The 25546-nt window shown below is 59.6% G+C and carries 18 protein-coding genes and 1 pseudogene; 11 read left to right on the forward strand and 8 right to left on the reverse strand.

All coding sequences use genetic code 11. The features are described 5' to 3' along the window. Positions 1 to 11: 11 nt before the first annotated feature. A complete protein-coding gene (locus tag HUS57_RS05385; RefSeq protein ID WP_173931853.1) occupies positions 12 to 299 on the reverse strand; it encodes a succinate dehydrogenase assembly factor 2 in 288 nt (95 codons plus the stop codon). Between the two features lie 104 nt (positions 300 to 403). Between HUS57_RS05385 and recG the strand changes: the two genes are divergently transcribed. Beyond that, the gene (gene recG / locus HUS57_RS05390) at positions 404 to 2512 is read left to right on the forward strand and encodes an ATP-dependent DNA helicase RecG (protein ID WP_173931854.1); all 2109 of its coding nucleotides are present in this window, start codon (positions 404 to 406) and stop codon (positions 2510 to 2512) included. Positions 2513 to 2550: 38 nt separating this feature from the next. Here the strand turns inward: recG and glmS are convergent, their stop codons facing one another. The 4 genes from glmS to HUS57_RS05410 all read right to left on the reverse strand — a co-directional run bounded on the left by glmS (position 2551) and on the right by HUS57_RS05410 (position 9950). Continuing rightward, the gene (gene glmS, locus HUS57_RS05395) at positions 2551 to 4374 is read right to left on the reverse strand and encodes a glutamine--fructose-6-phosphate transaminase (isomerizing) (protein WP_173931855.1); all 1824 of its coding nucleotides are present in this window, start codon (positions 4372 to 4374) and stop codon (positions 2551 to 2553) included. 174 nt (positions 4375 to 4548) lie between these two features. Continuing rightward, positions 4549 to 5680 (reverse strand): peptide chain release factor 2 gene (gene prfB / locus HUS57_RS05400; protein ID WP_173931856.1). Its coding sequence is split into 2 segments (ribosomal slippage): positions 4549 to 5613 and positions 5615 to 5680, totalling 1131 coding nucleotides; the frame shifts between segments, so codons are not numbered across the junction. A 349-nt stretch (positions 5681 to 6029) separates the two neighbouring features. Beyond that, positions 6030 to 8483: a penicillin-binding protein 1A gene (locus tag HUS57_RS05405; RefSeq protein ID WP_173931857.1), complete on the reverse strand. Its 2454-nt coding sequence runs from the start codon at positions 8481 to 8483 to the stop codon at positions 6030 to 6032. Between the two features lie 315 nt (positions 8484 to 8798). Further along, the gene (locus HUS57_RS05410; protein ID WP_173931858.1) at positions 8799 to 9950 is read right to left on the reverse strand and encodes an N-acetylmuramoyl-L-alanine amidase; all 1152 of its coding nucleotides are present in this window, start codon (positions 9948 to 9950) and stop codon (positions 8799 to 8801) included. A 687-nt stretch (positions 9951 to 10637) separates the two neighbouring features. Here HUS57_RS05410 and HUS57_RS05415 point away from each other — a divergent pair. After that, a complete protein-coding gene (locus tag HUS57_RS05415; protein WP_173931859.1) occupies positions 10638 to 13412 on the forward strand; it encodes a ribonuclease E/G in 2775 nt (924 codons plus the stop codon). On the opposite strand, the gene HUS57_RS05420 is transcribed toward HUS57_RS05415, so the two are convergent. After that, positions 13409 to 13642, reverse strand: a complete 234-nt coding sequence (locus tag HUS57_RS05420) for a hypothetical protein (protein ID WP_173931224.1) — start codon at positions 13640 to 13642, stop codon at positions 13409 to 13411. The two genes, HUS57_RS05415 and HUS57_RS05420, sit on opposite strands and share 4 nt — an antisense overlap. Positions 13643 to 13681: 39 nt before the next feature. On the opposite strand from HUS57_RS05420, the pseudogene HUS57_RS05425 reads away from it, so the two are divergent. The 3 genes and pseudogenes from HUS57_RS05425 to treY all read left to right on the forward strand — a co-directional run. Continuing rightward, a pseudogene (locus HUS57_RS05425) lies at positions 13682 to 13957 on the forward strand (M48 family metalloprotease); the annotation flags it as partial. Positions 13958 to 14006: 49 nt separating this feature from the next. Next, positions 14007 to 14531 carry a 4-alpha-glucanotransferase gene (locus HUS57_RS05430; RefSeq protein WP_348640559.1) on the forward strand — a complete coding sequence of 175 codons (525 nt, stop codon included), beginning with the start codon at positions 14007 to 14009 and terminating at the stop codon, positions 14529 to 14531. Then, a complete protein-coding gene (gene treY, locus HUS57_RS05435; protein ID WP_173931861.1) occupies positions 14528 to 17104 on the forward strand; it encodes a malto-oligosyltrehalose synthase in 2577 nt (858 codons plus the stop codon). The genes HUS57_RS05430 and treY overlap by 4 nt, the downstream gene beginning before the upstream one ends. A gap of 12 nt (positions 17105 to 17116) precedes the next feature. Here treY and HUS57_RS05440 read toward each other — a convergent pair whose 3' ends face one another. Next, positions 17117 to 17389: a DUF2934 domain-containing protein gene (locus tag HUS57_RS05440; protein WP_173931862.1), complete on the reverse strand. Its 273-nt coding sequence runs from the start codon at positions 17387 to 17389 to the stop codon at positions 17117 to 17119. A gap of 293 nt (positions 17390 to 17682) precedes the next feature. On the opposite strand from HUS57_RS05440, the gene HUS57_RS05445 reads away from it, so the two are divergent. Together HUS57_RS05445 and HUS57_RS05450 are read left to right on the forward strand one after the other, a co-directional pair. Then, positions 17683 to 18060: a DUF6152 family protein gene (locus HUS57_RS05445; protein ID WP_173931863.1), complete on the forward strand. Its 378-nt coding sequence runs from the start codon at positions 17683 to 17685 to the stop codon at positions 18058 to 18060. 16 nt (positions 18061 to 18076) lie between these two features. After that, positions 18077 to 18541, forward strand: coding sequence for a DUF6644 family protein (locus HUS57_RS05450; protein ID WP_348640560.1), 465 nt, complete (start codon positions 18077 to 18079; stop codon positions 18539 to 18541). Between the two features lie 29 nt (positions 18542 to 18570). Here HUS57_RS05450 and HUS57_RS05455 read toward each other — a convergent pair whose 3' ends face one another. Further along, positions 18571 to 20295, reverse strand: coding sequence for a sensor histidine kinase (locus HUS57_RS05455; RefSeq protein ID WP_173931865.1), 1725 nt, complete (start codon positions 20293 to 20295; stop codon positions 18571 to 18573). A 240-nt stretch (positions 20296 to 20535) separates the two neighbouring features. Between HUS57_RS05455 and HUS57_RS05460 the strand changes: the two genes are divergently transcribed. The 4 genes from HUS57_RS05460 to HUS57_RS05475 all read left to right on the forward strand — a co-directional run bounded on the left by HUS57_RS05460 (position 20536) and on the right by HUS57_RS05475 (position 25542). Continuing rightward, entirely contained in the window at positions 20536 to 21663 is a 1128-nt protein-coding gene (locus HUS57_RS05460) for an S-(hydroxymethyl)glutathione dehydrogenase/class III alcohol dehydrogenase (RefSeq protein ID WP_173931866.1), read from the forward strand. Between the two features lie 305 nt (positions 21664 to 21968). Continuing rightward, the gene (locus tag HUS57_RS05465; RefSeq protein ID WP_173931867.1) at positions 21969 to 24260 is read left to right on the forward strand and encodes a bifunctional salicylyl-CoA 5-hydroxylase/oxidoreductase; all 2292 of its coding nucleotides are present in this window, start codon (positions 21969 to 21971) and stop codon (positions 24258 to 24260) included. Between the two features lie 53 nt (positions 24261 to 24313). Beyond that, positions 24314 to 25072 carry an SDR family NAD(P)-dependent oxidoreductase gene (locus tag HUS57_RS05470; protein ID WP_173932301.1) on the forward strand — a complete coding sequence of 253 codons (759 nt, stop codon included), beginning with the start codon at positions 24314 to 24316 and terminating at the stop codon, positions 25070 to 25072. Continuing rightward, on the forward strand, positions 25066 to 25542 hold the full coding sequence (locus HUS57_RS05475; protein WP_173931868.1) for a MarR family transcriptional regulator: 477 nt from the start codon (positions 25066 to 25068) through the stop codon (positions 25540 to 25542). The genes HUS57_RS05470 and HUS57_RS05475 overlap by 7 nt, the downstream gene beginning before the upstream one ends. The last annotated feature ends 4 nt before the right edge of the window (positions 25543 to 25546 follow it).

Genomic DNA, 25546 nt, shown 5'->3' on the forward strand with positions numbered 1-25546 from the left:
CAGTCGTTGTGTCAGACAGCACTTGTCCTGCAAGTCGCCCGAATGCGTTCAAAAAGGGGCGTATCGTGCGGCGGCTTCACAGTTGCCTCACCTGTTATCCATGAAAGAAGCGTCACATCCGGCACTTCCAGCAATGCCTCGAAGGCAGCAAGCTCTTCTTCCGTAAGCGAGTCGAGGTAAGTATCTGCAAAGCCGCCCAAGACAAGATCCATCTCGCGCATGCCGCGGCGCCAGGCTCTGATGAGCGAGCGGCGCCTGCGCGGAGCGAGATCGGCGCTGGAGCGTGTGGTTCCGGTCATTTTGGTGCCTTTCACGATGAGAAAGCGCATATAGCGTCTCGTAACCAGAATGTCAGCCTGTGCGGAGGATTTCCTCCGCCGCTTCATCCATCTAAGTTGCCGTCATGCGTCCTTCAGTCCTTGATCCCCTTTTTGCACCTGCAACTACGCTGGAAGGCATCGGTACTCGGCTCGCCGGCTTGATCTCCAATGTCGTTCCCGCAGACCTCACTGGCCGCCCGCTTCGCGTGCGCGATCTTCTGTTTGTGCTTCCTCACGCGCTGATCGACCGGAGCAACCGGCCCGGCGTTGCGCGTGCTCCGCAAGGCGCAATCGTCACTCTCTCGCTCACCGTCGCCGGTCATCAACCCGCACCGCGCGGCCGCAAGAATGTTCCATACCGCGTATTCGCTTTTGATGAGACGGGGGAGATCGCGCTTACCTTCTTCCACGCGCAGGCTGCTTACTTGGAGAAGGTGCTGCCGATCGGGGCGAAGGTACTGGTTTCCGGCCGAATGGACTGGTTCAACGGCCGGCCCTCCATGGTACATCCCGATCATATAGTTCCTGCCTCGGATGCTGCCTCGCTTCCCTCCTTCGAGCCGGTTTATCCGCTAACCGCAGGGCTTTCGCCAAAGGTTCTGCGAAGGGCTATCAGCCATGCAGTGGCACGCCTTCCAGAGCTGCCTGAATGGCAGGACGAAAGCTTGCGAGCCAAACTCGATATGCCCTCCTTCAAAAACGCGCTCCAGCGCCTTCACGATCCGCAATGCGCCCAGGATGTTTCTCCCGAAGGAAAGTGGTGGCGGCGCGTTGCCTATGACGAGTTTCTGGCAAGTCAGCTTTCGCTCGCCCTTGTGCGGGCGCGCACCCGCCGGCTTGCCGGAAGGCCGCTTCTGGGTGACGGAACCCTTGCCGCCCGCATCAGGGCTGCACTGCCTTACAGACTCACGCCCTCGCAGGAGCAGGCGGTGGCCGACATCTTTGCCGATCTTGGCCGGGAAGAACGCATGCTGCGCATGCTGCAAGGCGATGTCGGCGCAGGCAAGACAGTGGTGGCGCTCATGGCCATGGCCCGCGCGGCCGAAGCTGGGGGGCAATCTGCCCTCATGGCACCGACGGAACTTCTTGCCCGCCAGCACCTGGCAACCATCGCCCCCTTGGCTGAGGCAGCAGGCCTCAAGGCCGCCCTTCTGACCGGTCGCGAAAAGAGCCGCGAGCGCCAGGCCGTTCTCGAAGGTATCGCCTCAAGCGAGATCGCTTTCGTTGTTGGAACCCATGCGCTTTTCCAGGAACAGGTGCGCTTCCGCGACCTGGTGCTTACGGTCATAGACGAGCAGCACCGTTTCGGCGTGCACCAGCGCCTTGCCCTCAGCGCCAAGGGAGCTGCCCCGGACATGCTGGTGATGACGGCAACGCCGATCCCGCGCACTCTGGTGCTGTCCGCCTTCGGCGACATGGATGTCTCCCGCCTTACAGAGAAGCCGGCCGGCCGCAAGCCAATCCGCACAGTCACCATGCCGGCGGAGCGCCAGGGGGAACTGATCGAAAGGCTGAAGGGCGCGATTGCGGAGGGCCAGAAGGTTTACTGGATTTGCCCGCTCGTGGAGGAATCGGAAGAACTGGACGTTACCTCCGCGGAAGATCGGGCCGCTGCGTTGAAACAGGTCCTGGGCGGAAAGGTCGGGCTTGTTCACGGGCGCATGGCAGCGCGCGAGAAGGATGAGGCCATGAGCGCCTTCCGTTCAGGAGAGACCCGTCTTCTCGTCGGCACCACCGTAGTGGAGGTGGGAGTCGACGTGCCCGATGCCACCATCATCGTCATCGAGCACGCCGAGCGCTTCGGGCTTGCACAGCTTCACCAACTCAGGGGCCGTGTGGGGCGCGGGGATAGGCCCTCTTCCTGCGTCCTTCTCTACAAGCCGCCCCTGAATGATATGGCAAAGCGCAGGCTTGCGGTGCTGCGTGAGACGGAAGACGGATTCCTGATCGCTGAGGAAGATTTGAGGCTGCGCGGCGAAGGAGACCTTCTCGGCACGCGCCAATCCGGCACGCCAGGCTTCCAAGTGGCAAGGTTGGAGTTCCACGCCGATCTTCTAGCGACCGCGCGAGACGACGCGCGGCTCATCCTCGCCCGCGATCCGGAGCTTGCTTCCCCACGCGGCGAGGCGCTGCGGCTCCTGCTTTATCTTTTCGGCAGGGACGAGGCGGTGCGCCTTCTACGCGCCGGATGACGTTCCTGCATGCAGCTTCGCAGCTAGCCGCCAGATCGCTACTCCACCGTCACGGATTTTGCCAGGTTGCGGGGTTGATCGACGTCCGTCCCCATCACGACAGCCGTGTGATAGGCTAACATCTGAATCGGAAGCGCATAGACGATCGGCGCAATGAACTCCGGCATCGTTGGCATCACAATGGTCTCGGCGCCATCTAGGGCAGCGCCGGCCGCGCCTTCCTCATCGGTAATGAGAATGATGCGCCCTCCCCGCGCCGCGACCTCCTGCATGTTGGAGACAGTTTTCTCGAAGATACGATCATGCGGGGCGATAACAATCACCGGCATGGTTTCGTCGATGAGCGCGATCGGGCCGTGCTTCAACTCGCCCGCGGCATAACCTTCAGCATGGATATAGGAGATTTCCTTGAGCTTGAGCGCTCCTTCCAGCGCCAATGGATAACTGGTGTCACGGCCCAGATAGAGCACATGACGCACCTGGGAAAGCTCCCGCGCAATTTTCTCGATCCGCTCTTCCAGCCGCAGAGCCTGGCTTGCATAGCGCGGCGCTTCCGAAAGCGAGCGAACCATCGCGCGCGCCTCATCCTGCGTAAGCGTTCCGCGCTCAAGACCTGCGCGCACAGCAAGCGAGGCAAAAATCGAAAGCTGGCATGTGAAAGCCTTTGTGGACGCGACCCCGATTTCCGGCCCGGCAAGCGTCGGGAAGATGCCGTCGCTCTCGCGCGCTATCGTAGAATCGCGCACATTCACGATGGAAGCGATGGGCACGCCTTCAGCACGGCAATAGCGAAGTGAAGCAAGCGTGTCGGCTGTCTCGCCCGACTGGGAGACAAAGAGCGCGGCCGAAGCGTTTGATAAGGGCATCTCGCGGTACCGGAACTCCGAAGCTATGTCGATGTCCACGGGGATGCGCGCATAGCGCTCCAGCCAGTACTTGCCGATGAGGCCAGCAAGGTATGCCGTGCCGCAGGCAGAGATTGCGAGCCGGTCTATCTCTGCAAAGTTGAAGGGTGTCTCAAAGGGCTTCACGCTGCCATTCGTAAAATCGAGATAGTGTGCCAGTGTATGCGCGATAACCTCCGGCTGCTCATGAATTTCCTTTTCCATGAAGTGCCGGTGATTTCCCTTGTCAACAAGGAAGCTCGTCCCCACCGATTGCTGCTGCTGCCGCTGGACCGTCCGTCCCTCCATGTCGAAGATCTCTGCACCGGAGCGCCGCACCACCGTCCAATCTCCGTCTTCCAGATAGGTAATGGCCTCTGTGAAGGGAGCTAGCGCGATGGCGTCGGAGCCAAGATACATCTCGCCTTCACCATGGCCGATCGCAAGCGGCGGGCCGTTTCGGGCTCCTACGATAAGATCCTCGTCACCGCGAAACAGCAGGGCGAGGGCAAAAGCCCCTTGTAGCCGCTTCAGCGCAGCAAAGGCGGCATCCTTTGGCGCGGCTCCCCGCATCAATTCGCGCGCTATCAGATGCGCGACGACCTCCGTATCGGTCTGAGAGGCAAAGACGAAGCCATCGGCCACCAGCTCGGCGCGCAATTCGGAAAAGTTCTCAATGATGCCGTTATGGACGATCGCCACATTTTCCGAGAAGTGCGGATGCGCATTCACCTCGTTGGGCACGCCGTGCGTGGCCCAACGGGTATGACCAATACCGATCAGGCCGCCCAGCGGCTCCTCGGCCAGCTTCCTTTCCAGATTGATGAGCTTGCCCTCGGCGCGCCTGCGCGCCAGCCTACCGTCCTCGATGGTGGCGACACCCGCTGAGTCATAACCGCGATATTCAAGCCGCTTCAAGGCATCGACGATCAAAGGTGCAACTGGGTTATGCCCTACAATGCCGACGATTCCGCACATAACACCCTCTCCGGTTGAGACTTCTTAAAACAAAACCGGTCCGATGCGGGGGCAAGAACCTGCTGGTCCGCGCGGGCCAGCATCATCTATACCGCCTAATCGGCGCGCAGGCACTTCACAAATGCGGAAGTGGCCGCGCGACGGCAGGTCGCTGCGGCCCGGCAGACCGTTGCTCTAGTCGATATCAGCCACCTCGACCCCCGCGCTGCCCTCCACGCGCTGGGAAAGCGATGCCTTCATGAACTCGTCCAGATCGCCGTCCAGAACGTCCTGGGGGCTTGGGTTCTCCACCGCCGTGCGCAAGTCCTTCACCAACTGGTAGGGTTGCAGCACGTAGGAGCGGATCTGGTGTCCCCAGCCAATGTCCCCCTTGGTAGCTTCATTGGCATTTGCCGCTTCCTCACGCCTCTGCAACTCAAGTTCGTAAAGCCTGGCGCGCAACATCTCCCATGCCTTTGCCCTGTTCTTGTGCTGAGAGCGTTCCTGTTGGCACGCAACCGCGATGCCTGTTGGCAAGTGGGTGATGCGCACTGCGGAGTCGGTGGTGTTGACGTGCTGGCCGCCTGCTCCGGAAGACCGGTAAGTATCTATGCGAACATCGGACTCGGGAATGTCTATCTCGATCGAGTCATCGATCACCGGATAAACCCAGACGCTTGCGAAGGAGGTGTGCCTTCTTGCGTTGCTATCGAAAGGAGAGATGCGCACCAGCCGGTGCACGCCCGATTCCGTCTTCAGCCAGCCATAGGCATTCTGCCCCTTGATGAGGATGGTCGCCGATTTGATACCTGCTTCCTCACCGTCATGCATCTCCAGCACTTCGACCTTCATCCCCCGCCGCTCGGCCCAGCGCGTATACATGCGCAGCAGCATCGAGGCCCAGTCCTGGCTCTCGGTACCGCCAGCGCCGGCGTGGATTTCCAGATAGCTATCGTTCGCGTCCGCCTCGCCCGAAAGCAACATCTCCACCTGCCGCGACGCAATCTCGCCACGAAGGTTGCGGATCGCGCTCTCGGCTTCTTTGACGATCTGCTCTTCACCTTCTTCTTCGCCAAGCGCGATGAGTTCGATGTTGTCCTCAAGGGTCTGGACGAAACCGTTTACCGCGTTGATGCTGTCTTCCAGCGTTTGGCGTTCCCGCATCAGCTTCTGCGCCTCCTGCGGGTTTTCCCACAGGTCCGCATCCTCTGCACGCGCGTTCAGATAGTCGAGACGTTTTACTGCCTCATCCCAGTCAAAGATACCTCCTCAGCAGGCTTATGGCCTGCCTGATTTCATCGACCAAAGACGCGGTTTCCGTACGCATGCACTTCTTTCCTGACTCGTTCCTGAATGCGGTGTTTTGCTGTTGGACGGAACTTATGGAGCGGGACCCCGCCTGTAAAGCTGGATGAAGGATGGATTTCTGCGGAGTGTGAACAAACGAGAAACCGGCTCCCATCTACGATCCATAGGGCTCCGATTGCCCAAGGATGGTTCAGTTAGGAACCGGCACGTTTATAAGTACAGTCTCACCACGATGGTTTCAAGGTGCCGGCATAGGTCAAGGTCATCAGCGCCCTCGCTGATGGTTCCCGCCAACAGGAGACCGCCCGCCGCCATCAGCCGATCAACCTGGAAGCGTCCTGTTCCTTTTGAGCAGGCATCTGCCCTGGTCAGAACAGCCCGCCGGCGCCGCTGGTAATGGCTCTATTGGCCTGAGGCGAGATGTTCCTTGCGCGCTCGGTTCCAAGCTCGTCCATGCCTATCACCCAATAGGCATCAGCAGGGCCGGTGCCGGGTTTGAAGGCTTCCATGATAACGCCGGGCTGTCCCGGTGCAGCCTGCATTCCCGTGTGGCGGTCGATTGCGACTAGCTTCATGCCTTCGGGAACCTGGAAGTCCACGGGACGCATGTCCTTCAATGCTTCTGCCATGAAGTCCTTGAATATCGGCGCTGCCAGTCCGCCGCCAGTAGAGCCCTTGCCCATCGAGCGTGGCTGATCGTAGCCCATGAAGACGCCCACGACGAGATCCGGCGTGTAGCCAATAAACCAGGCATCCTTCTCGTCATTGGTCGTCCCCGTCTTGCCGGCAATGGGACGGCCGAGTTCGGATATGGATACGGCTGTTCCTCTCTTGACCACTCCTTCCATCATGGAGGTGATCTGGTAGGCGGTCATCGGGTCGAGCACCTGCTCGCGATTGTCGATGAGTTCGGCTTCCGGCTGGCCATTCCAATCCTGTGCCGTGCAACCCACGCATTCGCGGTTGTCGTGCTTGTAAACCGTCTTGCCATAACGATCCTGGATGCGATCGATCAGCGAAGGCTGGATATATTTGCCGCCATTCGCCATGACCGCGTAGGCGGAGACCATGCGCATCACCGTTGTCTCTCCCGAGCCGAGGGACATGGCCAGATGGGGCGGCATCCTATCGTAAATGCCGAAGCGCTCGGCATACTCGGCGACAAGATCCATGCCCATGTCCTGGGCCAGGCGCACCGTCATGAGGTTGCGCGACCGCTCGATGCCCATGCGCAGCGTGGAGGGGCCGGCGAAATCGCCACCATAATTCTTCGGTTCCCAAACCTGGTTACCGATATGGATCGTGACTGGGGCGTCCATCACAACGGACGCGGGCGTATAGCCATTGTCAAGTGCAGCCGCATAGACAATCGGCTTGAAGGAAGAGCCGGGCTGACGATAGGCCTGTGTGGCGCGGTTGAACTCGGACGCAGCATAGGAGAAGCCCCCCGCCATGGCGAGGACGCGGCCGGTATGTGGGTCCATGGCAACCAGCGCTCCGCCGATTTCCGGCACCTGGCGCAGCAGGTAGTTGCTACCGTCCTCTTTCTTGGGCTCGACATAGACGACGTCGCCCGGTTTCAGCACTTCGGCAGGGGAACTGGCCCTTACACTACGTCCGTCCACAATGTGGCGCAGCGCCCATTTCATATCGTCTACGTGAATGGTGCCGGTTTCGCGTTCGGTCGACAATGCGCCAGAGACCTCACGTCCCGGTCTCAAGCCGATTTTGACCTCGCTGCCGGAAGCTTCCAGAACGACGGCAAGACGCCATTCGGGCACGTCGCTCAGGCCCTGGATCTCGCCGAGACCCTCACCCCAGTCTTCCGACGCATCGATCCGGCTCACCGGCCCGCGAAAGCCGCGCAACGTGTCGTAACGGATCAGGCCTTTCTGCAACGCGCTGCGGGCATGAAGCTGCAATTTGGGGTCCAGCGTGGTGCGGACATAGAGCCCGCCCTCATAAAGCGCATCCTCACCGTAACGGGCGATGATCTCGCGCCGGACCTCTTCGGTAAAGTAATCGGCGGCAAAGAGATAGCTGCCCCGCGGGCGCGGGCTGACGTTCAGATCCGTTGCCTTCGCCTTTTCCGCCTCCTCGACCGTAATGTAACCGTTCGCCAGCATCTGATCGATTACCCAGTTGCGGCGTTCAATTGCGCGCTCGGTATGCCGGAACGGATGATAGTTGGAAGGTCCCTTGGGCAGCGCGGCAAGGTAGGCCGCTTCCGCGATCGTCAGGTCCTCCACCGTCTTATCGTAATAAGCAAGCGCGGCACCTGCCACGCCATAGGAGCCGAGGCCAAAGAAGATCTCATTGAGATAGAGTTCGAATATCCGGTCCTTGGAGTAGGCCTGCTCGATTCGGAAGGCCAGCATCATCTCCTTGATCTTGCGCTGTATCGTCTGGTCGGAGGTAAGCAGGAAATTTTTTGCAACCTGCTGGGTGATGGTCGAAGCGCCGACTGGCCTGCGGCCCGATCCTAAATTCTGAACATTGGTAACTACGGCGCGAACCAGGCTGAGAAGGTCGATACCGGGGTGGGTGTAGAAATTCTTGTCCTCGGCAGAAAGGAAGGCGGCCTTTACGCGATCGGGAATCGCCTGAATGGGCAGGTAAAGGCGCCGCTCGCGCGCAAACTCGGCCATCAGCGCACCGTCAGAGGCATGCACGCGCGTCGTCACGGGCGGCTCGTAGCGGGCGAGAACCTCATAGTCCGGGAGGTCCCTAGTGAGATCGCCCACATAAATGGCCACCCCGGCCGCGGCCAGCAACGCGAAAATAATCCCGATGCCAAAGAAATACCCTAAGAGACGTACCATGCCTGCTCCACTATGACCGCCGATCCGGTGGCATCTTGCGCGCCAGCACCGCGCAACAATAACATCATTACAAACGCGATGGAAAAACCTTGGCGCTTTCTTGTGAGGAAAATGGGGCGGAGCCTCGGAGCTGCGAGATACCTTACGATTAAGCTGGCCAGCGTTGTCAGATTGCAACGGTTACCGCATCCTCGTGCCCATGCCCGCGAGCCGGATGCACCGATAATCCCGGCATTGCAAGACAAGAACGGATAATTCCCACTTAGCAAGACAAGAACAGACGAACGAATCACCTTGCCTAATGCATGGAGGCGGTTAGCCGCCTGTCTTCGCAGCCGCGAAGGCGGCAATAGCCTCAACGATTCGATCCGCGGCCTTCCCGCGCCACTCCGGATCGCGCATCAAGGCTTCATCCTCAGGATTGGACAGGTAACCGAGTTCCAGAAGAACCGAAGGCACATCCGGCGCCTTCAGGACGAGAAAACCGGCCGAGCGCAGCGGCGTTCCCACAAGCTGAACGGTATCGCTCAGCTTCCCGATCAATGTGCGGGCGAACTGAATGGAAAAGGCGTGCGTCTCCCGGCGTATGAGGTCTATCAATATGTCAGCAACCTCATCCTCGCTTTCTTCAATGACCATTCCGGCAATCTCGTCGGAAAGGTTTTCGCGCGCCGCGGTGGCGGCAGCCTGCGCATCCGAGGCTTGATCTGAGAGCGTATAGACGGTCGCGCCCCGAAAATCACGCATGCGGATTGCGTCGGCATGGATGGAAATAAAAAGGTCTGCGCTGCTCTCACGGGCGATGCGCACGCGCTCGTCAAGGCGCAGGAAAACATCGCTGTCACGCGTGAGGACGACATTATACTTGCCGGTGTCTTCCAGCTTCTTTCTCAATTCGAGCGCAAAGGCTAGCGTGATCGTTTTCTCGAAAATTCCGTTTGCCCCTTGCGCCCCCCCATCGATGCCCCCATGTCCCGCGTCAAGAGCTACTGTGAACCGCTCGCTTGTCATCCTGCCGCTGTCCGAAGTCGGGTGACCCGTACCGGCATCTGGAATCGAATCGATGCGCTCACGCATGGCGGCCTCGAAAGCTTCCTCGGAGGCAGAGGCAATATCGATTACGAGGCGATAGCCGCGCGACGTCTCGTTCTGAAGGATGGAAAGGTCATCAAGCGTGAAAGGGCTGCGCATGGTGAAGATCATGCGGGAATGCTCCGGGCCCATGCGGCCATACCGCACCTTGGCGACCATGCCGCTTGCCTCGGCAGCCCCCGCTTCAAAAGCGAATTTGGTTTCCGGTAGGTCGATGACGAGCCGGTGGGGACCGCGCAGAAAGAACCAATCCGCCTCTGGTTCCTGGTCGAAATACACGATCATGCGCGTGCGGTTTGCATCGCCGGCCATGCGGTACTCATAAGCAACGAGCGCTTCTTCTGCCTCGGATGCCGCCATACCGGGAAGGAGCATGAAAAAGGACAAGGCAAGAAGGAGAAAGCGTAAGAGTCCAGAACAAGCGTTCCTGCCTGCCCGACCAGCGTTGCGCCTCCGTGCGGCTCCCGTTCTATGCTGCTTCCCCACGGCTTCCTATTCTTCTGCATGCATTCGATGCTGACCGCAGCTAAACAATGCTTTCAGCCGCATCAAGACCCAAGGAGCATAATTGGAAAGATGAATTCAGGGTTGCCATGTGATGTATCAAATCATAAAAGCAGCAACTGAACCATCGAAGTGCCCTTATGCGGATGCCGTTGCAAAATCCGCAACGCGGGTCCAGGGCGCGGTCCTTTCTAATCCGATGCGCGGGGCGAGGACGGTGGATCAGACGAATTTCTTCGAGGTGTTTGCGGCGGAGCCGGAACCCTCAACCAGAGGAAAACGGCCGGGCAAATGGCTCGGCTCGTGATGAGCAATGTACCGGGTCCCGATCATGGACCCTTGTTGAAACGGTCGTGCCAGGCGGTGCAATGGCCTTGAACGCAGTTAAGAGTTCCTCCCACATTCTCCGCAGACCATCCGCGGCAGGCAGGTATTCTGCGCTCTTTGGCGCCCGATCGGCACACCTCAAATTATCCGGCACAAGATTCGTAAGTACGGCTTCCGCACAAAGAGATGCGTATGCCCGGACGAAGAATCGCGCCGGGGAGACTAGATTTAATGCCCAACAAGATGCTGATAGACGCCTCCCACCCGGAGGAAACACGCGTAGTCGTCGTACGCGGTAACCGAATCGAAGAGTTCGATTTCGAATCCCAGGACAAGAAGCAACTCAGAGGTAACATATATCTGGCGCGGGTGACGCGCGTTGAACCCTCACTCCAAGCGGCTTTCGTCGAATATGGCGGTAACCGGCACGGCTTCCTGGCCTTCAGTGAAATCCATCCTGATTACTATCAGATCCCCGTTGCTGACAGGCAGGCGCTTCTGAAAGCGGAAGCTGAGGAGGCAAAGGCCGCCGACGAAGAGGCCGATGAACACGATTCGGGCCGCAGCAAGCGCCGCCGCCGTAACGGAAAGCGCAGCACAGCCAAGGAAGATGCAGCCACGCCGGCGGAGGAGTTTTCGGAGAATGGCCACCAGCCTGCCGTGGCCGAAGAGGTGCATGACAATGTCATCTCCGAGAAGGCTCCTCCGGCGAATGGAAACGGGGCTAATGGAAACGGGCTCGATGACGACGAGAACGGCGAGATCGACATCGTCGGCGCAGGCGATGCTCTTGACGAGGCGCAGGTGCGCCGCCGGCCTGTCCGGCGCGACTACAAGATCCAGGAAGTCATCAAGCGGCGCCAGATCCTGCTCGTACAGGTCGTAAAGGAGGAGCGCGGCAGCAAGGGCGCTGCCCTTACAACCTATCTTTCGCTTGCCGGGCGCTATTCTGTGCTGATGCCCAACACGGCGCGGGGTGGGGGCATATCGCGCAAGATCACCAATCCTGCCGACCGCAAACGGCTCAAGGAAATCGTCAAGAGCCTCAATGTCCCGGAAGGGATGGGCGTCATATTGCGCACCGCCGGCGCCAACCGCACCAAGGCGGAAATCAAGCGCGACTACGACTATCTGATGCGCCTGTGGGAACGGGTACGTAGCGTAACCCTCGAATCCATCGCTCCATCGCTCGTCTACGAAGAAGGCAGCCTTATCAAGCGCTCCGTGCGCGACCTTTATAACAGGGAAATCAACCAGATCCTGGTGGCCGGCGAGGAAGGATACCGCGAGGCCAAGGATTTCATGCGGATGCTGATGCCGAGCCACGCGAAGGTCGTGCAACCCTATCGCGACTCGGTTCCCATCTTCGCCCGCAACGGCATCGAGGCACAACTCGACAAGATGCTGCAGCCTCAGGTGACGCTAAAGTCAGGTGGCTACATCATCATCAACCAAACCGAGGCGTTGGTCGCTATCGACGTCAACTCCGGGCGGTCGACCAAGGAACACTCCATTGAGGACACTGCGCTCCAGACCAATCTGGAGGCGGCGGAGGAAGTGGCCCGGCAACTCAGGCTGCGCGATCTTGCGGGCCTGATCGTCATCGACTTCATCGATATGGAGGAGAGCCGCAACAACCGTGCAGTGGAGAAGCGCCTCAAGGAATGTCTGAAGAATGACCGTGCGCGCATTCAAGTGGGCCGCATCTCCCATTTCGGGCTCCTGGAGATGTCGCGTCAGCGCATCCGCTCCAGCGTTCTGGAAAGCACGATGCAGCCCTGCGCGCATTGCGGCGGGACCGGCTACCAGCGGTCCGATTCCTCGGTAGCGCTGATGGTGGTGCGCGCCATAGAGGAACATCTTCTTAAGGAGTCGCGCTACGACATCACCGTGCGCACTTCGTCATCCGCCGCGCTCTACCTGCTTAACCAGAAACGCTCGACGTTGATGGACCTGGAAAATCGTTTCGGAGTTGCCGTCACCATCGAGGCCGATGAGCATCTGAGCGGGCAGCACTATTCAATCGTGAAGGGTTTACCCTCCACCCATATCTCCGCTGCAAAATCGGCCAGTTTGCCCGAGAAAACTCCCGAGACGGCAGAAACGGAAGACACATCTTCGGAAGATGAGTTGGACGGCGATCACGAAGCTGCTGCTTCCGAGGAGGAGAACGGCGGTGCGGGCCGCAAGCGCAGGCGCAAGCGTCGCAGGCGCGGCGGACGTGACAAGAACGGCGAACTGGGTGCCGATGCAGCCAGCGATGATCTGATGGCTGACGAGGCGGAAGAGCCTTCCCCCACCGAGGAAGCCGCAGCCGCCCCGCGAGATGAAGCCGAACCACGAAAGAAGCGCCATCGGGGCAAACGCGGCGGGAAGCGCAACCGGCGTGAGGGGGCCGGTGCGGAAGAGGAAAGCGCGGCTGAGGTCACGTCCGTTTCATCAGAGCGCCCTGATGAGGATGCTCGTGCATCACAGCTAAGCGAATCGCCCGCCGAATCAGAGGCGTCTCCAGCGATCGCTGAGAGCGTGGCGCAGGATATTTCCGAGCCTGCTGCTACAGATGCCTCCGAGCCTGCGGCGACCGATCTCCCCGAACCTGCTGCGGCTGCCGCCGACTCTGGACCTGCGGCCGTGGTTTCCTCTGAACCTGCTGCCGGCGAAACAAGCGAGTTGGAGAAGGCGGAACCAGCGCCGAAGCCGCGGCGGAGAACGCGCGCCCGCAAGGAAGTGCAGGAAGTCAGCCAGGAAGATAAGGCGGGCGAGGCCCCTTCGGAAGCCGACGCCGGCCAGGTCTCTTCATCGGAGCAGGTTCAGGCTTCTGTTTCCGCGGAGGACGCCGAACAGCCAGCAGCAAAACCCGGCAGGCGCCGGCCGCGCGAGGAAAAAGTTGAAGAGAAGGAGCCCGTCGCCTCCTCCACTCAGGAACCTGTCGTTTCTTCCCTGCAGGAAGGCGAAGAGCCGCTACAGCGCAGAACCGGCTGGTGGCAGCGCAAGAGCTTCTTTTAGACTTCCAGGGCATTCCGGCCGGCCGTAATCTTCAATGCGCTCCGGCCGGACAGCACAGGAACCGGGCAAGCTCGCGACAGCAGCCGCATTGATTCGGGCGAGGAGAGCGTTTCGCCTTGCATCAAAAGAACTTGAAGCCGCTTTTGCGTCTTTTCATCGCCATGATGCTCGGCTAACCATTCCGTGCCATGATGAACTTTCCTGAGCGTTTTCTTACCGCCATTGCCCATATCGCCGCAGTGGCCCTTGTCCTGGCCAGTGCCTTGGTGATGACGTTAGCTGCGGTTCAGGCACAAGGGCGCGTGCCGGTCGTACGGGATGCGGAGATCGAAGCTCTCGTTAGCGAATATGCACGCCCGATCTTGCAGGCGGCCGGACTTTCGCGCTCAGGAATCGAGATTATTCTCGTCAACGATCATCGTTTCAACGCCTTTGTGGCTGGCCGGCGCATCTTCATCCATACCGGCGCGCTGCTCACATCTGAAACGCCCAACGAGATCATTGGCGTTATCGCACACGAGGCAGGACATATCGCCGGCGGCCATCATCATCGGCGAGGATCTCGGTGTTGTGCCGGATGGCTTTCGGGAAGAGATGGACCGCGCCAACCTGCTTGGTTACCGCATCTTCTATTTCGAGAGGAGCGAGCAGGGCTTCATTCCTCCCGATCGTTGGCCTCGTTCAGCCCTTGCCTGTGTTGGCAGCCACGACACGAGCACCCTTGCCGGATGGTGGACCGGCAGCGACATCGACCTTCGCGAGCGAATTGGGCTTTATGATACGGAAGGTGCGGACGGGCAGCGCAAGCTGCGCGCCCGCCAGAAACAGCAGGCGATAAACTTGCTCGACTCGATGAGTATGACGGGTGTGAGCAAGGAGTTCAACGAGACAACCTGTGCCGCCATCCACCGGCTTGTGGCAAAGACACCCTCAAGGCTTGCCGCTGCCCAAATGGAGGATCTGCTGGGCGTCGCCGGGCAGGCCAATATTCCCGGCACGGTCGATCAGCATCCGAATTGGCAACGAAAACTGCCCGTGCCTATCGAGGAACTGGAAGCCTCGCAGATGTTCGGCGCCGTTATCGAGGCCATAGTGCAGGAAAGGCCGCGCCTTTCATGATTGTTCCGCGTGCCACTTACCGCCTTCAGTTTCGAGAGGGTATGACCTTCGAGAAAGCGGCCGAGATCGTCCCCTATCTTGCCAAGCTTGGAATCAGCCATTTCTACGCTTCGCCGATATTCATCGCGGCGCCCGGCTCAAGCCACGGATACGACGTTGCCGATCCTCAGGCGCTCGACCCGGAGCTTGGCGGCGAGATAGGCTTTGTCACCCTTGCCAAGGCACTTAAGGAACATGGGCTTGGCTTGATACTCGATATCGTTCCCAACCACATGGCCGTTTCCACGGCCAATCCGTGGTGGAGGGACGTGTTGAAACACGGGCGCGAAAGCCGGTTCTCGCGGCATTTCGATATAGACTGGCAAGCCCCGAAACTGCTTCTGCCGCTGCTGGGCGAGCCGTATGGTGAGGCTCTTTCACAGGGGTTGTTCCAAATAAGGATCGAGGATGATACCGGCGAACCGGTATTGGGATATCATGAACTGTCGCTTCCCCTCACTCCGTCCTCTATCGCGCGGATTTTCGGGAAGGGCGTTGATCCCGCGGCGCTTGATCCCGCCGCGCGGCAGCAACTGCTTGCGAAGGTCAATGCGGACAAGAAGCTCCTCCACCGGGTGCATGAAGCGCAAGTATGGCAGCTCGGTTATTGGCGGCTGGCGCGAGAAGCGCTGACCTATAGGCGCTTTTTCGAGATTTCCGATCTAGTCGGTGTCCGGGTCGAGGATGCCGCTGTTTTCGCGGACGTCCATCAGCTTTCACTTCGGCTTGTCCGTGAAGGGGTTGTCGAGGGCTTGCGCATCGACCATGTGGACGGGCTGGCAGATCCCAAGGCTTATCTGGCTGCGCTACGCGAATCGTCCGGGCCACATTATGTGGTGGTGGAAAAGATTCTTGGTGCTGGAGAGGACCTGCGCGGCGACTGGCTGTGCGCTGGGACGACGGGCTATGAGGTATCGCGGCTGATTACTGCTGTGCAGGTTGAGCCGTCAAACCGCGCTGCCATGACGTATGAATGGTGCCGCTTCACGGGCGATGATCCAAATTTTCATCGTCAGGTGCTACACGCCAAGCGGCGTATCCTTACCGTAAACCTTGCCGGGGAACTCGATGCGCTCGTGCGGCTTGCACGCGCAGTCGCTGTAGAAGATATCGCAACCCGCGATTTCGGCTTTGATGCGCTGCGGTTGGCGATTGTGGAACTGGCGGCGGTGCTTCCGGTCTACCGGACCTACATCGACAGCGGAGGGGCTTCCCAAGAAGACCGGGAACTGATCGGCAGCGCGGTCGGGCGCGTCGAGCGGGGCCGCGAGGTGGAAGACGATCGGGTTTTGGATTTCATCGCATCCTTGTTACTGGAGCCGGCGCAGGGTTCATCCGCGCGCACTACCTTCATCGCCCGGTTCCAACAGACGACTGGGCCCTTGATGGCCAAGGCGGTCGAAGACACCGTCTTCTATCGCTACAATCGCTTGATTGCACTTAACGAGGTCGGCGCGGAACCCGATGAATTCGGGCTCGATCCTGGCACCTTCCATATTGCTATGAAGAAGCGCGCGGAAAGGTGGCCACACGCCCTATCGGCCACCGCTACGCACGACACGAAACGCGGCGAGGATGCCCGCGCCCGGCTGGCCGTGTTGAGTGAGATGCCGCAGGAGTGGGCTGCAGCGGTTTCCCGCTGGCACGAAGCAGCGGCGGAGATGCGCACTGCGCTGCCTCGGGGTGCTGCACCGTCCCCCAGTACGGAGTGGCTGTTCTATCAGGCGCTGACGGGAGCCTGGCCGGCTGACCTTTCCCTGCAAGACGAGGAAGGATTGCAAGAGCTCGCCCGGCGGCTTGCCGCCTTCATGACAAAGGCACTGCGCGAGGCGAAAAGGCATACGAGCTGGACCGACCAGAACGTGCCCTATGAGAAGGCGGTGGAAGAGTATATCAGTGCTGTCTTTACTCCGCGTCGGAGAAGCTTCCTGCGAGAGGTGCGGGCGCTGGTGGCAGCACTCGAACCCGCCGGCATTGTCAACAGCCTTGCCCAACTGGCCTTGAAGCTCACGCTTCCCGGCGTTCCCGACATTTACCAGGGTTGCGAGCTTCTGGACTACAGTCTGGTCGATCCCGACAACCGCCGCCCGGTGGATTTTGCATTGCGGCATCGCCTTCTAGATGAAGTTCGGCGTATGTCGGCAGCGGAAGCCATGGGACGGTGGCAGGAGGGCGTGCCGAAGATGTGGCTGCTGCATCGGCTTCTGCACCTGCGCGCTGCGCAAGCGCGGCTTTTCAGCCATGGGGATTACGATGAGGTTTCAGTCATTGGCAACGAAGCATACCATGTTGTTGCCTTCACGCGTTCGCTGGGCCGGGCGAGGATCGTAGTTGCCGTGCCGAGAATCGTCCTGCGGCACTGCGAACCTTGGCGGCAATCCTGGATATCCAGTGCCTTCGCTCGGACGGTCCTGCGTCTTCCGGCCAGCTCAGGCGGATACCGCAGCCTGACCGGTATTCCAGTGGAAGGTCCTGAGGTTCCGCTTTCCGGACTCTGGAACGACATGCCTGTGGCGGTGCTGGAGGCACGGTAGTTCTCTCGCCGCCTATTTTCTTGTGTTTCTGGCTGCTTCTTCCTCTTGCTCGCCCGTGCTGCCGGGCATTGCCTTTGCGGATTTCCGGCGTCCCGGGTTCTGGCTTGAGGCGTGGATGTTAACTGCATCCCGACCGTTATCGGTTTCCGCGGAATTGGGGGCACTTTCGGCCTCGATCTCCTGGGAAGCGCGTGCCCAATGTTCTGCCTCCCGGCCTTCTGGGCGGCCCTCTGCTTCCCATATCTCGTAAGCGCGCTGTCTTATCTTTTCATCCCGTTCGGACATGAGCGTCCCTCCTTTCTCCAGAAACTTCCTGGCCTGCGGCAAGGTTCCGCAACAAAGAGGAGGAACGAAGCTTCGCCCCGGTGACAAGGATGATGGTACCGCGGCCGGCGGTCGCACAACAAAGCTTTTCCGGATGTGCCAGTCACCAGGCAAGCTGGCTGCAGGACAGCCAAACTCCCTCCTCATAGAGCCTTCGCTCTGCTATCCTTCAGCCTATTGTGAGTGGACGCTTTACTTGCAAGCGTCCACTCTGAACGGCGGGGATTGCGGCGTCAACATTGAGGAAGTTTGCCATGGCACTGAACCCGCAAACCATTATTGCTGCCTTCTACGCTTCAGCCCTATTTGCGACAGCAGCATTGGCCCACCACGGCTGGAGCTGGGCCGAAGGTGAACTGAGCGAGCTGAACGGAACGATCCAGGAGATTTCGTTTGCGCCGCCTCATCCTTCCCTTGTGGTTGATGTCGATGGCCAGATCTGGCAGGTCGACCTGGCCAATCCTGCCCAGACCAAGCGCTCCGGTTTTGTACCGGGATCGGCTGAGGTTGGGGATGAGGTCACCGTTCTGGGCAATCGTTCGCTTGATAAAAGCAAGAACCTGATCAAGGCAGTCCGCATCACGATAAGCGGCAAGAACTACGATCTGTATCCTGACCGGATCACGAATTGACGATGATGTGCTGAACTTGTTCGACTGGCTGTCAGGCAGCACGCTTGCTCAGGCACTGATAGCATCGCCAACGCTCTACATGTTCGTCAATGCGGCGCACATCATATCAATTGGGATTCTGATCGGCGCGATCATTCCGCTCGACTTGCGTCTGCTTGGATTTTTCCGGCACGTTCCTCTCGATGTCATAGGCCCCTTCCTCTCGCGCGCTGCGATGATTGGTAGCCTCCTGGCAATTGCATTCGGCGTGGTGCTCTTCACCGTGCGGGCCAAAGAGTATGCTGGGAACCCGGCATTTATTACTAAGATGGTGCTTCTTGGCCTCGGCATCACAAATGCATTGCTATTCCGGACCATTGCTCCCTGGCGCCACACATCAACTGACGACAGCGCATCTCCATTGGTCAGGCCCATGGCTGGCCTGTCTCTTGTCATCTGGATCGCTGCTGTCATTGCGGGACGCTGGATAGGGTTTGTTTAACCTAGGCCGCACCGCTTGGATAGTTTCGGTTATGCAGCTTTCTCTGTCGAGCTATCGTCTCCAACGATGGAGGATAGTGCGCATTTCACCCTGCAAGTGAAGCCTTCGGCCGGGAAGCTGAGGTCGGTGCTGGCCGATAACTCCGCTGCCAAAGCTCGTTCTATCATCCGAGTCCCAAAGCCGGGTCTTTCCGGGGGCGAAACCGGTAGGCCGCCTCGTTCGGTCCATGTAAAGATAAAACCGTCCTTACCGGGTTCCACCATCCATTTTACCGCGACATGGCCGGCATCGGTCCGAAGCGCCCCGTACTTTACCGCATTGGTGCAAAGCTCGTGGACCGCCAGTGAGAGAGCGAGTGCGGCCCGGGCACGAATCATCATCGGGGGACCGCTTAGCGAAAAGCGCGGCCGGCCCTCTTCGTTGAACGGCTTGATCGCCGTCTCGATGATCTTGCAAATCTCTGCGGTGGCCCAATTGTCCTTCATGAGCATGTCGTGCGTACTGGCCATGGCGGCAAGTCGGCCGGTGAATACCTCGAATGCCTGCGAGCGTTCATTCCGGAAGGACTGGGTTGCAATCGCCTGTACCGTCGCCAGAATGTTCTTCACGCGATGGTCGAGTTCCCTGACGAGCAGATTTCTGTGCTCTTCGGCGCGCCGCCGCGCCACCCGGTCTGCCGAAAGCTTGTCCATATACTCGTCGATGGCGGCCGCCAGCGAAGCAATCTCGCTGCCGTCGTCCACGATGCCGGTCCGGGCCGTGTCATTCCCCCTCCGCCAGGCGGATATCGTATCAAGGAGTTTTCTGATCGGCCTACGGAAAAGCTGTTCGCCAACCATCCATGCAATGACAAAGACTGCGGCGGCCCCGATGACTGCAATGGCGATGCTCTTGTAGGTGGAAGCGTTGATTTCCCGGAACGCGCTTTCCGTTGACAGCGCGACACTGATGAAAAGCCCGGTACCGGCGAATGCCGGGGGATAGTAGCCAAGGACGCTGCGTGTGCCGTCTTGGTCGTCGAGCAGGAGGCTGCCGGGACGAAACGCGCCTACCAGCTTCAGGAAATGCTCCGGGACGCTGGTCCCGACGAACCGCTCGGGAAACGGCTCACGGGCAATAATGACGCCGCTCCGGTCGGTGACGGTAATGGAACTGCCCTCGGTAAGATTTCGCTCTTCCAGACGGCCGCGGAGCCAGTCCGGGTTGATCTCGGTCATGATGACGCCGATTACGTTGCCCGCGCCATCTTTCATCGCCAGCGCGAGGGGGAGGGAAGATAGTTCACCGAATTTGGAGCGTGAGAATTCGCCGACGACGAAGCCGCCTGTTTCAACCGCTTCCTGGAAATAGGGCCGGTCGCGGATTTGCAGAGGCTCCATTACCGTGGTGGAGGCGCATCGCACGGTGCCCTCGCTATCTGCCACTGCAAAGCCAAGGAAGCGGGCCAGCTCTGCCTGAACGGCAGCGAGGTAGCGTTCACAATCCTGTGACTCGAACTCCTGGATGGTCGATGAAAGCTTCAGCGAAAGCAGGAGGCCTTCCGCACCGGAAATGATTCGCTCCATTTCCAGGCTCACCATCTGGGCCTGCTGCAGAGCAAGCGTATGCACCTCCCGCTCCTTCTGCTGGTGAAGCGAAGCGATGTAGAAGATCACCACTGCCACGGCTGGCAGCATTGCGAGCGCAGTCAGGGCAATAAGACGCTGGGTGATCGTCAGATTGCGTGGATGCCAGGATATTTCGTTTCCGCCCATTTTTCAGACTATGCAATGTTGCGGTATTTCGGGCAAGCAGCCTCTTGCCGTGGTGTAACCAAGGTGAAACAGCACGGCTGAGGCAGAATGATGCTCGTCGAAGGAAAACTTCTTACCTCCCGGATCCTGTCGAACGAAAGCAAGATACTTGACGACGCCGCCGAGTCGATGAAGGCTCGACCCTGGTATGGCTCAGTGTCTGTACCGCCGTGTGATTTTGTCCTGCAGGAGTAGCAGCCGATGAAGACCCGCGCCGCCGTCGCCGTCGCCGCCGGAAAGCCACTGGAGATCATGGAGGTAAACCTTGAAGGCCCCCGCGAAGGCGAGGTCCTTGTCGAGATCAAGGCCACGGGCATCTGCCACACCGATGACTTCACGCTCTCTGGGGCCGATCCGGAGGGAATTTTTCCTGCTATCCTCGGCCATGAGGGCGCAGGTGTGGTGGTCGATGTCGGCCCTGGTGTGACGAGCGTCCGCAAGGGCGATCACGTTATCCCGCTTTACACGCCAGAGTGCCGCCAGTGCCCCTCCTGCCTGTCGCGCAAAACCAACCTTTGCACCGCCATTCGCGCTACCCAGGGGCAGGGGCTCATGCCGGATGGAACCTCGCGCTTCTCCGTCGGGGGCGAACGGCTTTTTCACTACATGGGCTGCTCGACATTCTCGAATTTCACCGTGCTGCCTGAGATTGCGGTGGCCAAGGTTCATCCGGACGCACCGTTCGACAAGATCTGCTATATCGGTTGCGGCGTGACGACCGGCATTGGCGCCGTCATCAACACGGCGAAGGTGGAAATCGGCTCCACAGCCATCGTCTTCGGCCTGGGCGGGATCGGGCTCAATGTTATTCAGGGACTTCGCCTTGCCGGAGCCGACATGATCATCGGCGTTGACATCAACAATGCGAAGAAGGAATGGGGCGAGCGCTTCGGTATGACGCATTTCGTCAATCCGAAGGAGGTCGAAGGCGAACTGGTCCCTTATCTTATCGATTTGACCAAGCGCGGAGCTGATACGATCGGCGGGGCCGACTACACATTTGACTGTACCGGCAACGTGACCGTGATGCGGCAGGCACTGGAATCGGCACATCGCGGCTGGGGCGAGTCCATCATCATCGGCGTTGCGGGGGCGGGCGAGGAGATTTCCACGCGACCGTTCCAGCTTGTCACCGGACGTGTTTGGAAGGGAACTGCCTTTGGCGGCGCGCGCGGGCGCACGGACGTGCCGAAGATCGTCGACTGGTATATGGAAGGCAAGATCGAGATAGACCCGATGATCACTCACACGCTGACGCTGGATGAAATCAACAAGGGCTTCGACCTGATGCGCCAGGGCGAGAGCATCAGGAGCGTGGTGGTTTTCTAAGACGTCTTAGCGTCTACGGGCATTTAGCCGATGCTTCAAACTCCGGCCAGTAAGGAGTCTTTCAGGCGCTTTTACCGTGCGCCTGGACGCGCTTCCAGCGTGTTTGGACCCTGGTGCAAAGGCTGGTCTTCATCCACCATGACGGAAGCGGTGCCACATCTTCGCTGATGCGTGAGAAGAAGCCGTTACCAAGAGAAACGACTAGATAGAGGAAGCCGCAGAAGATATTTTAGGCTTGAAATATATCTTGCTGGGTGCGATCCTGCCTCAATGCGACCGAAGGCAATTCCAGAGAAGGTAAGCCCATGAAGGTAGCGATCCTTGGCGGTGGTCCGGCCGGACTTTACTTCGCGATCTCGATGAAGCTGCGGGATGCAACTCATGAGGTCACGGTTTACGAACGCAACCGTCCGGACGATACTTTCGGCTGGGGTGTGGTGCTCTCGGACGAGACGCTCACGCATCTGGAAGCGAACGACCCGATAAGCGCCTCTGCCGTGCGGGCGAATTTTGCCTATTGGGACGATATTTCCGTGCATTATCGAGGTACACGGACGGTATCGAGCGGCCATGGCTTTTGCGGCATCGGCCGCCAAAAGCTGCTTCTGCTCCTGCAGGAGCGGGCACGCGAGCTGGGTGTCGAACTGCGGTTCCAGACGGAGATCGACGATCCTCGCCCCTTCATGAAAACCCATGACGTGGTGATCGCTGCGGACGGCCTGAACTCTAAGTCACGGGCTGTTTTCGCCGATGTTTTCCGGCCGGATATCGACGTGCGCAAGTGCAAATTTGTATGGCTTGGCACGCACCAGAAATTCGATGATGCCTTCACATTCATATTCGAGGAGACGGAGCACGGCTGGGTATGGGCGCACGCCTACCAGTTCGACACGGATACGGCCACCTTCATCGTCGAATGCGCGCCGGAAACCTGGGAAAGGTTCGGCTTCGGCGATATGACGAAGGAAGAGTCGATCGCCACCTGCGAGCGTATTTTTGCCAAGTATCTGGGCGGTCACAGCCTCATGTCCAATGCCAACCACATCCGTGGTTCGGCCTGGATCAATTTCCCGCGCGTGCTTTGCGCGCGCTGGTCGCACGAGAATATCGCCTTGATGGGGGATGCGGCGGCGAGCGCTCATTTCTCGATCGGATCGGGCACGAAGCTGGCCCTTGAAAGCGCGGTGGCGCTGGCCGATTATCTTCACTCCGAGTCGACTCTTGAAGCTGCCTTTGCGAAGTACGAGCACGACCGGCGGACGGAAGTGCTGAAGCTCCAGTCCGCTGCGCGCAACTCGCTCGAATGGTTCGAGGACGTAGAGCGGTATCTTCATCTCGACCCGGTTCAATTCAATTACTCGCTGCTGACCCGTTCGCAGCGCATCAGCCACGAGAATCTGCGGGTTCGCGATCCCGAATGGCTCAGTAATGCCGAAGCCTGGTTCCAGCGTAAGGCGGGCAGCAATGTGAATGGCGCGCGTGCGCCGATGTTCGCGCCCTTCCGGTTGCGGGAGATGCATCTTGTCAACCGCGTTGTTGTTTCTCCGATGGCGCAGTATCGGGCTGTCGACGGCTGTCCGACAGAGTGGCACTTCGTCCACTATGCCGAGCGGGCGAAAGGCGGCGCGGGGCTTGTCTATATCGAAATGACCTGCGTGACACCGGAAGGGCGCATCACTCCGGGTTGTCCCGGCTTCTACAAGCCGGAACACGAAGCTGCATGGAAGCGCATAGTCGATTTCGTCCATCGCGAGACGGAAGCGAAGATCTGTGCTCAGATTGGCCATGCGGGCGCCAAGGCTTCGACGCAGGTCGGCTGGGAGGATGCGGACATGCCGCTTGTCTCCGGAAACTGGCCCATCATCGCGCCCTCGCCTGTGCCCTGGAGCAAGGCCAATCAGGTGCCGCGCGAGATGACGCGCAAGGACATGGACGAAGTGCGCGATGCTTTCGTCGCGTCGGCGGAGATGGCGAACCGCTGCGGATTCGACATGCTGGAGCTGCACATGGCGCACGGCTATCTCCTGTCCGCCTTCATTACGCCGCTCACCAACAAGCGGACCGACGAATATGGCGGCAGCCTGGAAAACCGCATGCGCTATCCATTGGAGGTTTTCCACGCGGTGCGTTCCGTATGGCCGGCGCAGAAGCCCATTTCCGTGCGCATTTCTGCCAATGACTGGGTGGGCGATGAGGGCATCCTGCCCGAGGACGCGGTAGATATCGCACGCATGTTGCAGGCAGCCGGTGTGGATGTTTGCGACGTCTCTGCCGGGCAGACTTCCACCCGCGCGAAGCCGGTCTATGGCCGGATGTTCCAGACACCGTTCTCGGACCGCATCCGTAACGAGACTGGAATGGCGACGATGGCGGTCGGCAATATCTACGAACCGGATCATGTAAACTCCATCCTGATGGCCGGTCGCGCGGATCTGGTGTGTCTTGCCCGGCCGCATCTTGCCGATCCTTATTGGACATTGCACGCGGCGGTGGATCTCGGCGACCGTCACGTTAAATGGCCGAATCCCTATCTACCGGGCCGCGAACAAGCCTACCGTCTTGCCGAGCGACGTGACGCAATGCTCGGAAGAGTGTGATAATGCAGCCCAACCCTTCATCGAATGTTACGCATCATCCGGAAGGATTTGCCATGACGGGCCTGCGACACGCGCTGGTCACGGGTGGCGGCTCGGGTGTTGGCCGGGCGATTGCCCATGCGCTAGCCGATGCGGGAATGGAGGTGACGATCTGCGGACGGGGCATGGAGGCGCTGGAGGCTGCCGCTAAAGAATATTCGCGGCTTCATCCGATTGCTGCCGATGTCACTGACGCAGCATCTATTGCATCCCTTTACAAACAGGCTGAGCTGGAGCGTGGAGCGATCGACGTTGTCGTCGCCAATGCAGGAATTGCCATCAGCGCACCGGCAGCCAAGGTCTCGCTCGAAGACTGGAAGAGGACGTTGGACGTCAATCTGACCGGAGCTTTCCTGACGGTTCAGCCAGCTCTTTCTGGAATGATGGCGCGCAGGAGCGGCCGGATCGTCTTTATCGCGTCCACGGCGGGCCTCAAAGGGTACGGTTATGTTGCACCCTATGTGGCTTCCAAACATGGTGTGATTGGCCTCATGCGCGCGCTTGCCGCCGAGCTTGCCCGCACCGGCGTGACGGTCAACGCGGTCTGCCCCGGCTACGTCGAAACAGAGATGCTGGAACGATCGGTCGAGCGGATCGTGGAGAAGACGGGGCGCACGCCTGATGAGGCGCGCGCGGGCTTGATGGCATGCAATCCCCAGGGAAGGTTCATACAGCCGGAGGAGGTCGGGTCTGTTGTGCGGTGGCTTTGCAGCGACGGTTCTGCCTCGGTGACCGGGCAAGCATTGTCAATCTCTGGGGGAGAGACATGGTGAGCGTGCCGCTTTCTCTGGTTGAGGAGGGCACAGGTAACAAGGAACGCCTTCGCCTTTGGATCAGGCTCTTGCGTATGACGCGCATTGTCGAGGCGGAGTTGCGGGAGCGGCTGAAGCGCGACTTCGATTCGACCCTTCCACGATTCGATGTGATGTCGGCGCTGCATCGGCAGCCGGAAGGCATGCTGATGAGCGATCTTTCGCGGTTCCTTCTGGTTTCGAATGGCAATGTTACCGGCATTGTCGACCGGTTGGTCAGGGACGGCTATTTGACGCGCACGCGGCGAGAAGGGGACAAGCGCACCTCGGTGGTGCGGCTGACCGAGGCTGGCGCTGCCTTTTTCGAGAAGATGGCGGCAGCACACGAGCAGTGGATCGCGGAACTGCTTCCGGGGATCGACACGGCAGAGGTGCATGAGCTTTCGAAGCTGCTTTATGCATTTCGTAGCAATTGGGAGAATGAACATTGAAAGC

Source organism: Chelativorans sp. Marseille-P2723, assembly GCF_902809845.1.
In the GTDB taxonomy this organism is placed as follows: domain Bacteria; phylum Pseudomonadota; class Alphaproteobacteria; order Rhizobiales; family Rhizobiaceae; genus Chelativorans.

Excerpts from the sequence above, each read along its gene's own strand:
- HUS57_RS05455 (WP_173931865.1), bottom strand. The coding sequence starts at position 20,295 with ATGGGCGGAAACGAAATATCCTGGCATCCACGCAATCTGACGATCACC.
- HUS57_RS05465 (WP_173931867.1), top strand. The coding sequence starts at position 21,969 with ATGAAGGTAGCGATCCTTGGCGGTGGTCCGGCCGGACTTTACTTCGCG.
- glmS (WP_173931855.1), bottom strand. The coding sequence starts at position 4,374 with ATGTGCGGAATCGTCGGCATTGTAGGGCATAACCCAGTTGCACCTTTG.
- HUS57_RS05385 (WP_173931853.1), bottom strand. The coding sequence starts at position 299 with ATGACCGGAACCACACGCTCCAGCGCCGATCTCGCTCCGCGCAGGCGC.
- recG (WP_173931854.1), top strand. The coding sequence starts at position 404 with ATGCGTCCTTCAGTCCTTGATCCCCTTTTTGCACCTGCAACTACGCTG.
- HUS57_RS05420 (WP_173931224.1), bottom strand. The coding sequence starts at position 13,642 with ATGGGCAATGGCGGTAAGAAAACGCTCAGGAAAGTTCATCATGGCACG.
- HUS57_RS05430 (WP_348640559.1), top strand. The coding sequence starts at position 14,007 with ATGGACCGCGCCAACCTGCTTGGTTACCGCATCTTCTATTTCGAGAGG.
- HUS57_RS05405 (WP_173931857.1), bottom strand. The coding sequence starts at position 8,483 with ATGGTACGTCTCTTAGGGTATTTCTTTGGCATCGGGATTATTTTCGCG.
- HUS57_RS05475 (WP_173931868.1), top strand. The coding sequence starts at position 25,066 with ATGGTGAGCGTGCCGCTTTCTCTGGTTGAGGAGGGCACAGGTAACAAG.
- HUS57_RS05470 (WP_173932301.1), top strand. The coding sequence starts at position 24,314 with ATGACGGGCCTGCGACACGCGCTGGTCACGGGTGGCGGCTCGGGTGTT.
- HUS57_RS05445 (WP_173931863.1), top strand. The coding sequence starts at position 17,683 with ATGGCACTGAACCCGCAAACCATTATTGCTGCCTTCTACGCTTCAGCC.
- HUS57_RS05460 (WP_173931866.1), top strand. The coding sequence starts at position 20,536 with ATGAAGACCCGCGCCGCCGTCGCCGTCGCCGCCGGAAAGCCACTGGAG.
- HUS57_RS05410 (WP_173931858.1), bottom strand. The coding sequence starts at position 9,950 with ATGCTCCTTCCCGGTATGGCGGCATCCGAGGCAGAAGAAGCGCTCGTT.
- HUS57_RS05415 (WP_173931859.1), top strand. The coding sequence starts at position 10,638 with ATGCCCAACAAGATGCTGATAGACGCCTCCCACCCGGAGGAAACACGC.
- HUS57_RS05440 (WP_173931862.1), bottom strand. The coding sequence starts at position 17,389 with ATGTCCGAACGGGATGAAAAGATAAGACAGCGCGCTTACGAGATATGG.
- treY (WP_173931861.1), top strand. The coding sequence starts at position 14,528 with ATGATTGTTCCGCGTGCCACTTACCGCCTTCAGTTTCGAGAGGGTATG.